The sequence below is a fragment of the Streptomyces sp. NPDC020597 genome (genome assembly GCF_044335095.1).
Taxonomy (GTDB): Bacteria; Actinomycetota; Actinomycetes; order Streptomycetales; family Streptomycetaceae; genus Streptomyces.
Map to the genome: position 1 here is coordinate 289,471 of NZ_JBIRUL010000009.1, position 14,143 is coordinate 303,613.

General features: G+C 72.8%; 12 protein-coding genes. 7 read left to right on the forward strand and 5 right to left on the reverse strand.

The window, feature by feature from the left end; translation table 11 throughout:
• Positions 1–15: 15 nt before the first annotated feature.
• The 3 genes from ACH4ZA_RS18745 to ACH4ZA_RS18755 all read left to right on the forward strand — a co-directional run bounded on the left by ACH4ZA_RS18745 (position 16) and on the right by ACH4ZA_RS18755 (position 5,156).
• On the forward strand, positions 16–2,661 hold the full coding sequence (locus ACH4ZA_RS18745; protein WP_398430401.1) for a CocE/NonD family hydrolase: 2,646 nt from the start codon (positions 16–18) through the stop codon (positions 2,659–2,661).
• The gene (locus tag ACH4ZA_RS18750) at positions 2,658–3,512 is read left to right on the forward strand and encodes an ABC transporter permease (RefSeq protein WP_319278316.1); all 855 of its coding nucleotides are present in this window, start codon (positions 2,658–2,660) and stop codon (positions 3,510–3,512) included. Before ACH4ZA_RS18745 ends, ACH4ZA_RS18750 begins: the two co-directional genes overlap by 4 nt.
• 138 nt (positions 3,513–3,650) lie before the next feature.
• Positions 3,651–5,156 carry a von Willebrand factor type A domain-containing protein gene (locus tag ACH4ZA_RS18755; protein ID WP_398430403.1) on the forward strand — a complete coding sequence of 502 codons (1,506 nt, stop codon included), beginning with the start codon at positions 3,651–3,653 and terminating at the stop codon, positions 5,154–5,156.
• Positions 5,157–5,234: 78 nt separating this feature from the next.
• Here the strand turns inward: ACH4ZA_RS18755 and ACH4ZA_RS18760 are convergent, their stop codons facing one another.
• The 3 genes from ACH4ZA_RS18760 to ACH4ZA_RS18770 all read right to left on the reverse strand — a co-directional run bounded on the left by ACH4ZA_RS18760 (position 5,235) and on the right by ACH4ZA_RS18770 (position 7,315).
• Positions 5,235–5,642 (reverse strand): rodlin, encoded by a 408-nt coding sequence (locus ACH4ZA_RS18760; protein ID WP_398430405.1) that lies wholly within the window; start codon positions 5,640–5,642, stop codon positions 5,235–5,237.
• Between the two features lie 128 nt (positions 5,643–5,770).
• Positions 5,771–6,799: an LCP family protein gene (locus ACH4ZA_RS18765; protein WP_398430407.1), complete on the reverse strand. Its 1,029-nt coding sequence runs from the start codon at positions 6,797–6,799 to the stop codon at positions 5,771–5,773.
• 105 nt (positions 6,800–6,904) lie between these two features.
• Positions 6,905–7,315 (reverse strand): rodlin, encoded by a 411-nt coding sequence (locus ACH4ZA_RS18770; RefSeq protein ID WP_398430409.1) that lies wholly within the window; start codon positions 7,313–7,315, stop codon positions 6,905–6,907.
• A gap of 230 nt (positions 7,316–7,545) precedes the next feature.
• Here ACH4ZA_RS18770 and ACH4ZA_RS18775 point away from each other — a divergent pair, with 230 nt between their 5' ends.
• From ACH4ZA_RS18775 to ACH4ZA_RS18785, 3 genes are all read left to right on the forward strand, one after another.
• Positions 7,546–7,956, forward strand: coding sequence for a rodlin (locus ACH4ZA_RS18775; protein ID WP_398430412.1), 411 nt, complete (start codon positions 7,546–7,548; stop codon positions 7,954–7,956).
• A 313-nt stretch (positions 7,957–8,269) separates the two neighbouring features.
• Positions 8,270–8,497, forward strand: a complete 228-nt coding sequence (locus tag ACH4ZA_RS18780) for a chaplin (RefSeq protein WP_054240076.1) — start codon at positions 8,270–8,272, stop codon at positions 8,495–8,497.
• 108 nt (positions 8,498–8,605) lie between these two features.
• On the forward strand, positions 8,606–9,787 hold the full coding sequence (locus tag ACH4ZA_RS18785; protein WP_398430413.1) for a chaplin family protein: 1,182 nt from the start codon (positions 8,606–8,608) through the stop codon (positions 9,785–9,787).
• Positions 9,788–9,901: 114 nt separating this feature from the next.
• On the opposite strand, the gene ACH4ZA_RS18790 is transcribed toward ACH4ZA_RS18785, so the two are convergent.
• Together ACH4ZA_RS18790 and ACH4ZA_RS18795 are read right to left on the reverse strand one after the other, a co-directional pair.
• Positions 9,902–11,146: an NAD(P)-binding domain-containing protein gene (locus ACH4ZA_RS18790; RefSeq protein ID WP_319278327.1), complete on the reverse strand. Its 1,245-nt coding sequence runs from the start codon at positions 11,144–11,146 to the stop codon at positions 9,902–9,904.
• Positions 11,146–12,495: an ATP-grasp domain-containing protein gene (locus ACH4ZA_RS18795; RefSeq protein WP_398430415.1), complete on the reverse strand. Its 1,350-nt coding sequence runs from the start codon at positions 12,493–12,495 to the stop codon at positions 11,146–11,148. Before ACH4ZA_RS18795 ends, ACH4ZA_RS18790 begins: the two co-directional genes overlap by 1 nt.
• A gap of 161 nt (positions 12,496–12,656) precedes the next feature.
• Between ACH4ZA_RS18795 and ACH4ZA_RS18800 the strand changes: the two genes are divergently transcribed.
• Positions 12,657–14,117: a glycoside hydrolase family 26 protein gene (locus ACH4ZA_RS18800; RefSeq protein WP_398430417.1), complete on the forward strand. Its 1,461-nt coding sequence runs from the start codon at positions 12,657–12,659 to the stop codon at positions 14,115–14,117.
• The last annotated feature ends 26 nt before the right edge of the window (positions 14,118–14,143 follow it).

Consider the following 14,143-nt stretch of genomic DNA (forward strand, 5'->3'; position numbering starts at 1 on the left):
CCGTACGGTTGAAGCATGGATCTTCGACTGCCCGGTCTGCGAGGGCCACGGCGGCCGCGACGGCTCCTCGCCGCCGCGGCCGCCGTGGTCGTACTCGCCGGCGCCGGTACCTGGACGGCCGTCGCCTCCGACGACGACACGCCCGCGGTGCACCACACCGACCGGGTCATGGCGGTGGACGGGGTACGCCTGGACACCTCGTACTTCACCTCCGGCGCCGCCGGCCGTCGCCCCGCCGTGCTCCTCGCGCACGGCTTCGGGGGCAGCAAGGACGACGTCCGCCAACAGGCCGAGAAGCTCGCCCGCGACGGATACGCGGTGCTGACCTGGTCCGCGCGCGGCTTCGGCGACTCCACCGGCAGGATCGGGCTCAACGACCCCAAGGGCGAGGTCGCCGACGTCTCCCGGCTGATCGACTGGCTCGCGAAGCAGCCCGAGGTCCGGCTCGACAAACCCGGCGACCCGCGCGTGGGCGTGGCCGGCGCCTCCTACGGCGGCGCGGTCTCACTGCTCGCCGCCGGACACGACGACCGCGTCGACGCCATCGCCCCCGCGATCACCTACTGGAACCTCGCCGACGCCCTGTTCCCCGACGGCGTGTTCAAGAAGCTGTGGACCGGGGTCTTCTTCAACACCGGCGGCGGCGCCGCCCGCTTCGAACCCGGGCTGGCCGCGATGTACGAGCGCGTCGCCGAGTCCGGCGTCCCGGACGCCGCCGCACGCCGGCTCCTCGAGGAACGCTCGCCGTCCGCCGTCGCCGACCGCATCAAGGTGCCCACGCTCCTGTTCCAGGGCCAGACCGACTCCCTCTTCACCCTCGCCCAGTCCGACGCCGCCGAGAAGGCGATCCGCGCGAACGGCGCCCCCGTCGACGTCGACTGGATCGCCGGCGGCCACGACGGCGGCGACATGGAGGCCGCCCGCGTCCAGGCCCGCGTCGCCTCCTGGTTCGACCGCTACCTCAAGGGCGACCGGTCCGCCGACACCGGCCCGGTCTTCCGCGTCACCCGCACCGGAGGCGTCGACTCCACCGACGGCGCCGCCCGGCTCCGGGGCGCGAGCGCGGACGCCTACCCCGGCCTGACCCACGGCGAGCGCTCGTTCCCGCTGACCGGCCGCCGCGAGGAGCAGTCCTTCGCCAACCCGCCCGGCGCCACCCCGCCCGCCGTCTCCGCCCTGCCCGGCCTCGGCGGCGGCGGCCTCTCCCGGCTCTCCGCCCTCGGCGTCGGCGTCTCCCTCGACTTCCCCGGCCAGTACGCCGCCTTCGACTCCGCGCCGGTCGCCGACGACCTGCGGGTCACCGGCACGCCGAAGGTCACCGTCCACGTGAAGTCGACCACCGGCGCCGCCGTCCTCTTCGCCAAGGTCTACGACGTCGGCGGCAGCGGCAGCCAGGTGCTGCCCGCCCAGCTCGTCGCCCCGGTCCGCGTCGACGGCGCCCAGGCCGGCAAGGACGTCACGATCACCCTCCCGGCGATCGACCACAAGGTCGAGGAGGGGCACCGGCTGCGCCTGGTCCTCGCCTCCACCGACCTCGGCTACGCCTCCCCGACGGCCCCGGCGACGTACACCGTCTCCCTGAAGAGCGACCTGTCGGTCCCCACCGCCCCCGCCGTGACGACCGCTGCGGCACCGCTGCCCTCGTGGGTGTGGTGGCTGCCCCTCACCGGCGCGGGCGTCGCGCTCGCCCTGCTGCTGACCGCCCGCCGCCGCACCGCCACCCCGGCCCCCGACCCCGCGCTCGCCGACGTCCCGCTCGTCATCGCCGACCTGAGCAAGAAGTACGCGGGCGGCGAGCGCTACAGCGTCCGCGAGCTGTCCTTCCAGGTGGAGAAGGGCCAGGTCCTCGGGCTGCTCGGGCCCAACGGCGCCGGCAAGACGACGACCCTGCGCATGCTGATGGGCCTGATCGCACCCGACGGCGGCGAGATCCGCGTCTTCGGCCACGCCATCCGCCCGGGCGCCCCCGTGCTCTCCCGTGTCGGCTCCTTCGTGGAGGGCGCCGGCTTCCTGCCGCATCTGACCGGCCGGGAGAACCTCGAGCTGTACTGGCGGGCCACCGGCCGCCCCGCCGAGGACGCCCACCTCGACGAGGCCCTGGAGATCGCCGGTCTCGGCGACGCGCTCGCCCGCGCGGTGCGCACCTACTCCCAGGGCATGCGCCAGCGCCTCGCCATCGCCCAGGCCATGCTCGGCCTGCCCGACCTGCTCATCCTCGACGAGCCCACCAACGGCCTCGACCCGCCGCAGATCCGCGAGATGCGCGAGGTGATGATCCGCTACGCGGCTGCCGGCCGCACGGTCATCGTCTCCAGCCACCTGCTCTCCGAGGTCGAGCAGTCCTGCACGCACCTCGTCGTCATGGACCGCGGCCGCCTCGTCCAGGCGGGCCCGGTCGCCGAGATCGTCGGCTCCGGCGACACCCTCCTCGTCGGCACCGCCGTCCCCGTGGACGAGCCGGTCGTCGAGAAGATCGCCGCCCTGCCCGGCGTGGCCTCCGCGCTGCCCGCCGACGACGGCCTGCTGATCCGCCTGGACGCCGACGGCACCGCCCGGCGCCTGATCGCCGAACTCGTCCGGCTCGACGTGCCGGTGACCTCGGTCGGCCCGCACCGCCGCCTGGAGGACGCCTTCCTCACCCTGATCGGAGGTTCCGCATGAGCACGCTCACCGAGGTCGCCTCCGGCTACCAGCCCGGCCGCACCCTGCCGCTGCGCGTGGAGCTGGTCCGCCAGCTCAAGCGCCGCCGCACGCTGATCATGGGCGGCGTCCTCGCCGCCCTGCCGTTCGTCCTGCTCATCGCCTTCGCCATCGGCGGCGAGCCCGGCGGCCGCAACGACCAGGTGACCCTGATGGACACGGCGACCGCCTCGGGCGCCAACTTCGCCTCGGTCAACCTGTTCGTGTCGGCGGGCTTCCTGCTGGTCATCCCGGTCGCCCTGTTCTGCGGGGACACCGTCGCCTCGGAGGCCGGCTGGTCCTCCCTGCGCTACCTCCTCGCCGCGCCCGTGCCCCGCGCCCGGCTGCTGTGGTCCAAGCTCGTCGTCGGCCTCGGCCTCAGCCTGGCCGCGATGGTCCTGCTGCCGGTCGTCGCCCTCGCCGTCGGCAGCGCCGCGTACGGCTGGGGCCCGCTGGAGCTGCCCACCGGCGGCGCGCTCGACTCCGGCACGGCCGCCCAGCGGCTCGTCGTGGTCGTCGGATACGTCTTCGTCTCCCAACTGGTCACCGCGGGCCTCGCGTTCTGGCTCTCCACGAAGACCGACGCCCCCCTCGGCGCGGTCGGCGGCGCGGTCGGCCTGACCATCGTCGGCAATGTCCTGGACGCCGTCACCGCCCTCGGCGACTGGCGCGACTTCCTCCCCGCGCACTGGCAGTTCGCCTGGGCCGACGCCGTCCAGCCCACCCCCGAGTGGTCCGGCATGATCCAGGGCGCCGCCGTCTCCGTGACCTACGCCCTGGTGCTGTTCGCCCTGGCCTTCCGGGGTTTCGCCCGCAAGGACGTCGTCTCCTAGGTCACCGGAAGATCACTTACCGGTCTCGGAGACCGACCCCCGTGTCCCTTTCGAGATGCTTCCGCAACACCCCGTGCCGCACGTTCCGGCCCCCTGTCCCGTCACAGTCGCAGACGTCGACGGACACAGGGGGCAGACATGAGGAACCACCGGGCACCGGCGCTGTTCGCCGTCACGGCCGCAGCGGCACTGCTGCTGACCGGCTGTGGCGCGGGCGAGGACTTCGGCGGCGACAAGGCGGCGGACGGAGCGGCCCACCACACCGAGCCCTTCCCCGCGCCGAGCGCACCACGCGCCGGTGAGGAGGGCGACGACAAGAACGACGAGGGGCGCTCCGACCGCCTCTCCACCTTCGCCCTCGACGTGGACACCGCGTCCTACGGCTACGCCCGCCGCACCCTCGCCGAGGGCCGCCGCCCGGACCCCGCCACCGTTCGTCCCGAGGAGTTCGTCAACAGCTTCCGCCAGGACTACGAACGCCCGGACGGCAACGGCTTCTCGGTCACCGTCGACGGCGCCCGCACCGGCGACGACGACTGGTCCCTGGTCCGCGTGGGCCTCGCCACCCGCACGGCCGCGCAGCAGGGCGAGCGCCCGCCCGCCGCCCTCACCTTCGTCATCGACGTCTCCGGATCGATGGGCGAACCCGGCCGTCTGGACCTCGCCAAGTCCTCCCTCGACACGATGACCGACCGCCTGCGCGACGACGACTCCGTCGCCCTCGTCACGTTCAGCGGGGAGGCCGAGACCGTCCTGCCGATGACCCGGATCGGCGGCCACCGCGGCCGGGTCCACGACGCCGTCGACGGCCTGGAACCCGCCGACTCCACCAACCTCGGCGCCGGCGTGGAAACCGGGTACGCCACCGCCGTCGAGGGACTGCGCAAGGACGCCACCAACCGGGTCGTCCTGATCTCGGACGCCCTCGCCAACGCCGGCGACACCGACGCCGACTCGATCCTGGAGCGCGTCGGCACCGCCCGCCGCGAACACGGCGTCACCCTCTTCGGCGTCGGCGTCGGCAGCGACTACGGCGACGCCCTGATGGAACGCCTGGCCGACAAGGGCGACGGCCACACCGTCTACGTGTCGGACGAGACCGACGCCCGCAAGGTCTTCTGCGACGACCTCCCGCGCAACGTCGACCTCACCGCCCGCGACGCCAAGGCCCAGGTCGCCTTCGACCCCGACGCCGTCGCCGAGTTCCGCCTCGTCGGCTACGACGACCGCAAGGTCGCCGACGACGACTTCCAGAACGACCGCGTCGACGGCGGCGAGGTCGGCCCCGGCCACACGGTCACCGCCCTCTACGCCGTGCGCGTCAAGCCCGGCGCCGACGGGCGCCTCGCCACCGCCACCGTCCGCTGGCTCGACCCCGAGACCCGCACCCCGCACGAGGCCTCCGGCCGGCTGGAGACCGGCGCCCTGCGCGACGACCTCGCCGACGCCTCCGTCCGCTTCCGGGTCACGGCGACGGCCGCCTACTTCGCCGACGCCCTGCGCCGCCCGGAGACCGGGCTCCCGGACGCCCCCGGCCTCGCCGAACTGCAGGAGACCGCGCAGACGTTGGCCAGGAAGACGAAGGACGCGGACGTCACCGCCCTCGCCGAGGCCATCGCCGACGCGAACCACCTGGACCTGTAGGCACACCGGGGGAGGCACACGGAACGGCGGGCCACCGGGGAACCGGTGACCCGCCGTCGCGGTACGTCAGGGTGCGGCTCAGCCGTTGCCGGCGCCGTTGCCCGAGAGGGCGGAGATGTCGTCCAGGATGTGCGACAGCGGCTCGTCGCCCTTGGCCTGGGTGCTGTTCTCCACGCACTGCTGGTTCTGCGGGGAGGACAGGACGTTGATGTCCTGGACGTTGATCGGGACGGCGCCGACGAGGCCCTGAAGGTTCAGCTTGGCCGGCAGGCCGACGCACGGCTTGTTCAGCGAACCCTGAACGAGCGAGAGCTGCGGGCTCATGTCGCCGAAGGTGGCCGAGTTGCCGAACTCCGACGAGGCGCCGTTGCCACTGGCGGAGGTGGTGCCGCTGTCGTCACCGATGGCCAGGGCCTGCGGGGCGCTCACGGCCGCGAGACCGGCGACCGAGGCGGCGAGGGCCGCGGATGCCCACAGCTTCTTCATTTTCGTTCCCTTTCGAAGGCGCGGACACCGGGGAGGAGCCGCATGATCAACAACGCTCCGCCCCGGCCCGGGGTTGCGCGATGTGCCCCGATCGGCGTAGCGCACCGCCCGCCCTCATCGCACGCCCCTCACCTGCACGCGTACGCGCTCCCGCGCACCGGCACCGTGCTGCCGAGAACGGTCGGCGGATCCTTCGGCTTCGGATTCTCGCCCTGGGCGACCAACGGCCGGTCCATCCGGATCTTGGTGAACAGCGCCTCCGCCTTGCGGTCGTCCCAGGCCAGCGCCGAGCCGATGCCCAGCGAGGCCGGCGCGGACCCGCCGATCGGCACGGTCGTGAACTCCGTCGCCGCGTCCGGAAGCCTGCGCAGCGCGGCCGTCTCCTGGACGAACTCGTTCAGCGAGAACCCCTGCTGACCGCCCCCGAAGAGGGTGCGCACCAGGTGCAGGGTGCGCCGGGGGTCGTCCAGCAGTTTGCGGGCCTGCACCTCGAGCAACGACTGCAGCAGGAAGCGCTGCTGACGCTGGATGCGGCCGAGGTCGGCGCTTGTGTCCACGTGCCGCGAGCGCACGTACTGCAGTGATTGCCCGCCGCCGAGCCGGTGCTTGCCCGGCTTGAGGTCCATGCCGGTCGCGAAGTCCTTCAGCCGCCGCGGCGTGCACACCTCGACGCCGCCGACCTCGTCCACGGAGTCCATGAAGCGCCGGAAGTCCACCTGGAGGAACCGGTCGACGCTCAACCCGGTCATGGACTCGACGGTCTTGACGGTGAGCTCCGCGCCGCCCTCCTGGTAGGCCGCGTTGAGTTTCGCCGGATGCGCCTTGCGCTGCTTGCCGTCCGGGCCGCGGTACTGCGGGATGTGCGCCCAGGAGTCACGGGGCAGGCCGATCACGCTGACGCGGTCCCGCCGCGCCGAGAGATGGATCAGCATCAGGACGTCCGTGCACCCGCAGGGCACACCCCCGGCGTGGAACGCGTGTTTCTCGCCGGCGGAGATGGTGTCGCGTTCGTCGGTGCCCATCAGCAGGACGTTCATCGCGCGCGGGGCGTGCTCTCGGGCCGGGAGCGCGGAACTGCCGAGCAGCGCGCCGGTGGCGGCCAGGACGATTGAGGGAATCGCCAGCCGACGTGGCAGTAGGTTTCTCTTCGTCGTCACTCGCCGCACGCTAGAACAGCGGGCCGCCGATGATCCGGCGGCCCGCTGCCTGGGCGGAGAAACCACCCGGGGGCTCAGGAAAAGAACCCGTTCACCACGTCGGAATCAGTGGTTGGCCGCACCGTTGCCGGCGAGCACGGAGATGTCGTCCAGGATGTGCGACAGCGGCTCGTCGCCCTTGGCCTGGGTGCTGTTCTCCACGCACTGCTGGTTCTGCGGGGAGGACAGGACGTTGATGTCCTGGACGTTGATCGGGACGGCGCCGACGAGGCCCTGCAGGTTTCCCTTGACGGGCAGACCGATGCACGGCTTGTTGAGAGAGCCCTGGACGAGCGCCATCTGCGGGCTCATGTTGCCGAAGGTGGCCGAGTTGCCGAACGACTGGCTCGCGCCGTTGCCGCTGGCGGAGGTGGTGCCGCTGTCGTTGCCGATGGCGAGCGCGGGGGTGGCAGCGGCGGCTGCGACGCCGACGACGGAGGCGGCGACCGCGGCGGCGGCCAGTACCTTCTTGATCACTTGTTGAATCCCTTCGTGAAAACCCCGTCCACCGGAGCGCTCTGGCTAACGCCATCAGCCGCTGCTTGGTTGCCCTCCTTCACCCCGATGGCCTATTGGCGGGAAATCCGGTCGTCGGGTCGGACAAACCGATCGGGTGAACGGCCGCAACCATTCCCCATGCATCCGGTTGGTTCGGTGGCAGGCACATGGTCCTGGCTCGGAGTCAGGACAGGGAAAGGAATAGCGAAATGCTGAAGAAGGCAATGGCCGCGGCCGCGGTCGCCGCTTCCGTCATCGGAGTGTCGGCGGCTGCCGCTCCCCAGGCGCTTGCCATCGGGGACGACGCGGGCACCACCTCCGCCAGCGGCAACGGGGCGCGCGAGGCCTTCGGGAACTCGGTGACCAAGGGTGACATGAGCCCGCAGGCCACGTTGGTGCAGAGCTCCCTCAACAAGCTGTGCATCGGCCTGCCGGTCAAGGGGAACGTGCAAGGCGTCCTCGGCGCTCTCCCGATCGACGTCCAGGACGTCAACGTCCTGGCCTCGCCGCAGAACCAGCAGTGCGCCGAGAACAGCACCCAGGCCAAGGGCGACGAGCCGCTGTCGCACATCCTGGACGACATCTCCGCCCTCTCGGGCAACGGCGCGGCCAACGGCTGACGCCCGTCGGCGCCGCTCTCCGGACGGTCCGTGCTTCTTTCGGCGGACCGTCCGGCTGCGAAATTCGGTGCGGCCTTTCCCTGATGTTCTGTCAATTTTTGTTGCCCTGCTCAGGCGAATCGTTTCTCCCCGTTGATTCCGGCGGGTCAATTGTATGAAGGCGTTCGAGTGAATTCCCGGACGACGCGCGTTCGTCAGTTTCTTCGGATGTCTATCTCTCGTTTGCAGCCTGCGAGTCATGGTGCGAGCCGTTCCAGTTGCGCTCGCTCGGTTTCGACCGTCATCTAGGCATGACCGCAGAGAAGGGAAACCCATGAAGAAGAGCGCTGCTGTTGTCGCGGGTCTGATCCTGGCCCTGGGCGGGGCCGCCCCCGCCTTCGCCGACGCCGGTGCCAACGGCGCTGCCATCGGCTCCCCGGGCGTCCTGTCCGGCAATGTCGTCCAGATTCCGATCCACATCCCGATCAACGTGTGCGGCAACTCGATCAACGTCATCGCCGCGCTGAACCCGACCGGCGGCAACGTCTGCATCAACGACTGACGACATGTCGTTCCCGGCCGTCCCGGCCGGGTCCGGGCCGGCTTTGGACGACTTCCGTGTGGTCCGAGGCCGGCCTTTCCCACTTCTCCGAGCAGGAAGACCACGAGATTGCGACAGACCCTGAGCAGGGGAATGGTCGCGGCCGCCGCCGCGACGAGCATTCTGTCCCTGTGCGGGGGCGGCTACGCCCTCGCCGACGCGAACGCCGAGGGGGCGGCCAAGGGTTCACCAGGAGCCCTCTCGGGCAACCACGTAGAGGCCCCGCTGCACGTCCCGCTGAACGTCTGCGGGAACTCGGCCGACCTCGTCGCCGCGCTCGACCCCGCGTTCGGCAACGCCTGCGCCGAGCACGCCGGCGCCCGCGACGACCGCGCGCACGGGACACCGAACGGCCACGACGACCCGCACGGCGGCGATGCCGGCTACGGCGCGTCCGACGACGACCACCCGGGCTACGGCGACTCGGACGACGACCACCCGGGCTACGGCGACGCCGGCTACGGCGACTCGGACGACGAGGAACCCGGTTACGGCGATTCCGGATACGGCGATTCCGGATACGGCGATTCCGGTTACGGGGACTCGGGCTACGGCGACTCCGGTTATGGCGACTCCGGCCAGGGCGGCCACGGGCACGGGGACGACTGCGGCGGTTACGGCGACACGTGCGGCGGCGGAGGCCACATGCCTCCGGGCGGCGGCCACGGTCACGGCACGCCTCCCGGCGGTGGGCACAGCACTCCTCCCGGCGGCGGCCATTCCATGCCTCCCGGCGGCGGTCACTCGTCGCCTCCCGGTGGCGGTCACTCCACCCCGCCCGGAGGAGGCCACAGCACTCCTCCCGGTGGCGGTCACTCGTCGCCTCCCGGTGGCGGCCACTCCACCCCGCCCGGCGGAGGTCACAGCACTCCTCCCGGCGGAGGTCACTCGACGCCTCCGGGCGGCGGTCACTCCACGCCTCCCGGCGGAGGTCACTCCACCCCTCCCGGCGGGGGCCACTCGTCGCCGCCCGGAGGAGGCCACAGCACCCCTCCCGGCGGAGGGCACAGCACGCCCCCTCCGCACGGCGGCCACTCGACACCGCCCCCGCACGGCGGGCACAGCACGCCTCCCGGTGGCGGGCACACCGCGCCTCCGCACAACGGCGGTGGCGGCGGGCACACCCCGCCCGAGCTGCCGCACACCGGCAGTGACAACGCGGCGTTGCTGGCGGCCTCCGGCGTCAGCGCGGCGCTGATCGCGGGCGGCGCCGTTCTGTACCGGCGAGGCAGGGCCGCCTCCCGGCGGTGAACGCATCCGGCGCCGACCGCACACGCGGCCGGCGCCGGCGCCACACCTTGGGCCTGTCGTCGGATCACGCCGCACTCGCTGCGAGCCGATCCCGACGACAGGCCCTCGCCGCGCTCAGCGCCGCACGGTCTCCGTCGCCCCGCGTCGGCCGGGCGCCGGGATCGCCGTACCCGGCAGCCCCGTGTGCAGCCGGCGCCGGACGCCCCGGACGAGGGTTCCCGCCGTGAAGGTCGCGCCGTGCACGAAGCGCATCGCCGGCCCGAACCCGGCCGCCGTCACGAGGCCGGCCATGAACAGCCCGGGGCAGGACGACTCGAAGTCCCGGCCCACCTCGGGGGAGCCGTCGGCCACCGTGGCCAGGGTGTCGCGCAGCGGTCCCGCAAGGAGTCCGAGCCGTTCGCGGGTCGCCCGGAAGCCGGTGGCCGCGATCACGTGCTCGGTCTCGAAGGGGTCCGCCCCCCTCACGTCCAGCCGCACCCCGCCGTCCGCCGCGCGTGCCGCCGTCACCTCGTGGTCGAGGCACACCTCCACGGCGCCCTCCACCCGGTCGCGCACCCACCAGGCGCCGGCCGGTCCGAGCGCGGTCGCCGCGATCCGCGCCCGGGTCGGTTCCGGGAGCCGCCGGTAGAGGCCGGGGCGTTCGGCATAGAACCAGTTGCGCCAGCCGCAGCCGAGGCCGCTGTGCGGAGAGCGGGCCGACCGCCACCACGGGCGCTCCCAGGGCGGGGGCACGTCGTTCCAGTGCAGCCGGTCCGAGCGGGCCAGCACGCGGACCCGGGTGCCCTGTTCGGCGAGCAGGGCGGCCGTCTCGAGCGCGGCCTGCCCGCCGCCGATCACGGTGACGTCCCGGCCGCGGAAGCGGTCGAGGTCGCCGTGGTGGCTGCTGTGCGAGACGAGCGAGGAGGGCAGGCCGCGCAGGGCCGCCGGGATCTCCACGAACGGCATCACGCCGACCGCGAGGGCGACCGTGCGGGCCCGCACGGTCTCGCCGTCCTCGGTGACCGCCTCGAAGCCGCCGGGCAGGGACGCGATGCGGACCACCGTGCGCTCGTCCACCTCGGGGACGGCGTTGCGGGCGAACCACAGGCCGTACTCGGCGAACGTCTCCACGGGGATCGGCTGTCCGTGCCGGGCCGTCACGCCCTGGGTCGCGCAGTAGGCGTCGAGCCGCCAGCGGGCCGCCGGGTCGGACAGATTGGACGCCCACGGCTCGGACTTGAGGAACATCCCGCCCGGCATGTTGTCGCGCCAGGAGGCCATCGGCCGGCCGAAGACGCGCAGGCTCAGCCCGGCGTCCGCGGCGTGGGAGGCGATGGACAGGCCGTAGGGGCCCGCTCCCACCACCAGCAGGTCGTACATCAGCAGCTGCTCGCTTTCTCGTCGTCGGTCGGTCCGGCCACGGCCGGTGCGGTGCGTCCGCTCTGTGCGGCAGGTCCGGCCTGGGTGCGCAGGCGGGTCAGGGAGGACGGGGGCGGCGGTGACTGGCGGACCACGCGGGGCTCGTCCCCGGCGTCGGCCGCCGGGCTCTCACCGCGCAGCCGGTGGAGCAGCCTGCGGGCGACGTGCGCCCCCCACAGGCCCCACATGGCCCGGCCGGGAGCGGTGTCGTCGCCCGCGTGCCAGGCCAGTTCGCGACCCCGGCGGGTCGGTCGCAGCGCCGTCAGCGGCGCGTAGTTCTCCACGACGAAGGTCCGCCCTGGCCGCGGCTCCCCGACGGGCAGCGGACGGTGCGTCAGGTCCAGGTGCTGCGCGCGGACGACGTCCACTCCGGCGGCGTCGGTGAAGAGCCGGAACTGGGCGCCGGGGCGCGGGTTGAAGTCGAGCAGGTGGTACTCGCCGGTTCCACCGCAGCGGCGGAAGTCGAGGTCGAGGATGCCCCGGTGGCCGAGGGTGTCGACGAGCCGCTCGGCGTGCGTGCGCACCTCGGCGTTCTCCGTCCACTCGCCGACGGCCGTGAGCCCGGCTCCACGCGGCCAGGCGCGGAGTTTGCGGCCGGAGCCGCCGGCGCGGAGCGAGCCGGAGCGGTCGGCGTACCCGTGGAAGAACCAGTCGCGGTCCTGCCCCGGCGGCAGGAAGGCCTGGAGGAGCAGCCGACTGCCCGCCTCCTCGGAGCGCAGGTACAGTTCGCGCGCTTCCTGGGGGGAGCGCACCAGAGCCGTGCTGCGCAGCCCCGAGCGGGCGGGCAGCAGCCAGGGCCGGCTCCACTTCGCCACCACCGGCAGCCCGAGCCGCCAGGCCTCGGAGGCGGCCTGTGCCGCGCTGTCCGGGATCACCGTGAGCGGGTGCGGCACGTCCGCCGCCGCGCACAGGGCGACCAGTTCCGCCTTGTCGGCGACTCGTTCGGGCAGCGCTCGGGGCTGCTGTGGCAGCAGGTAGGCCGGTGTCAGCTCGTCGCGCAGCCGGCTCACCGCGATCGCGCCCGCGTCGTCCATCGGGATGAGCACGGCGGGCCGTTCGACGCGGGCGGCCACCCGCAGCAGGGTGGCGGCGATGTCGGCGGGGGCGGCGCCGGGCGTCGGCGGGGGGTGCGACTCGCGTACGAAACGGGAGGTGCGCACGGGACTTCCCGTGGAGTCGGCGACCAGGTGCACGTCGACTCCGGCCCGGCCGAGCGAGCGCACGGCGCCCAGCGTGCCGTGGTGAAAGGGATTCCGGTCGATTCGCAGGAGAACGGCGGGGACGCGGGTGTCGAGGGGCGACTGGGGCATTTTCAGCGGGTCCTTCGGCTCGGTTCACCGATATGGGCGATCAAGGCACTCGAAAGCCGTATCGGCGGTGGCGTGGATCCTTTTTGTGTGACTTTCATATGACTGAGTGTCAGTAATGCGCGGGCAGTGCGCGTTACGCGCGAGTGGAGAAAGGAGCAGGCATGGCTCCACGACAGCGACGCGCACGGTCGCGGCGGCTTGCCGTCGTCGCGGCAGCCGTCGCGGCCTCGGCCGCCCTGGCGTCCGGACCTGGATTCGCCGCGGGCGCGGGGGTGGCACGGGTCGCCGATCCTCCCGCTCCCACCCCTACCGTCCCGGCTCCCCCCTCGACCGTCCCGGCTCCCCCTTCGACCGTCCCGGCGGCCGCCGCGCCCGAACCGGCCGTCCCCGTCCCGGCCACGACTCCGGCGGCAGAGGCGAGCCCCGCGCCCGCCCCGAACGAGTCCCCGGCGCAGACCCCGAACCAGACCCCGACCGAGACCCCGACCGAGACGGGCGCGTCTCCGGGCGCATCCCCCGCGCAGACGCCCGCGCCCTCCGCCTCGCCGACGAAGGCCGCCGCCCCCGCCTTCGGCGCCTACCTCGACTACGGAGCCCGCGGCGTGGCCCGCATCGCCGAGCTCAGCGCCTGGCTCGGCGGCTCCGACCTGCGCGTCGGCCACACCTACCTGCCGGGCGACCGTTGGCACAACATCGAGGGCCCGGCCGGCTTCCTCGACGTGTGGGCGGACTGGCGGCTCGAGAAGGACGACCGGATGCTCGTCCTCAACGTGCCCATGATGGAGCGCAACGAGGAGGGCGTCTCCGACGCCGAGGTGCGCCGGCTGCTGCGGCAGGGCGCGGACGGCGAGTTCGATCACCACTTCACGGCTCTCGCCGAGCGGCTGGTCGCGCTGAAGGTGCCGGACACGGTGATCGTGCTCGGCTGGGAGATGAACGGCATCACGTACACCCATCGCTGCGGGCCGGACCCGGAGGCCTGGAAGAAGTACTGGAACAGGATCGTCACCGCCATGCGCGCGGTGCCGGGCCAGCAATTCCGGTTCGACTTCACGCCGACGCGCGGAAAGGACGCCGTCGCGTGGACCGCGTGCTATCCGGGGGACGACACGGTCGACATCATCGGAATGGACTCGTACGACCAGCCGTCCGGCCTGTCCTTCGACGAGCAGGTGAGTGAACCGTACGGGCTCCAGGCACACGTGGACTTCGCCAGATCCCACGGCAAGCCGATCTCCTATCCCGAATGGGGACTCTTCCGCAACGGCGACAACACCGAGTACATGCGCCGCATGATCGCCTGGATGGACGAGCACCGGCCGCTGTACAACACGCTGACCGACTACTGCCCGCACGGCGTGTGGCAGTGCGGGCAGAACCCGCGCTCGTCCGAGGTCTACCGGTCGCTGCTGTCCGGCCGCACCGACGAGCCGTCCACCGAGCCGACGACCCCGGCGCCCACCACGGACCCGACGACCCCGCCCACCACCGAGCCGCCCACCACCGACCCCACCGGCGAACCCCCGGTGAACTGCACGCCGATGGACCTCGGCGACTGGGTCGAGTACTGGCTCGGCGGCAAGCTGTGCATCCGCCTGGACTGGTGGTCGCGCAACGGGTGAACCGACGTGCGGTGGCGGCAGGTCCG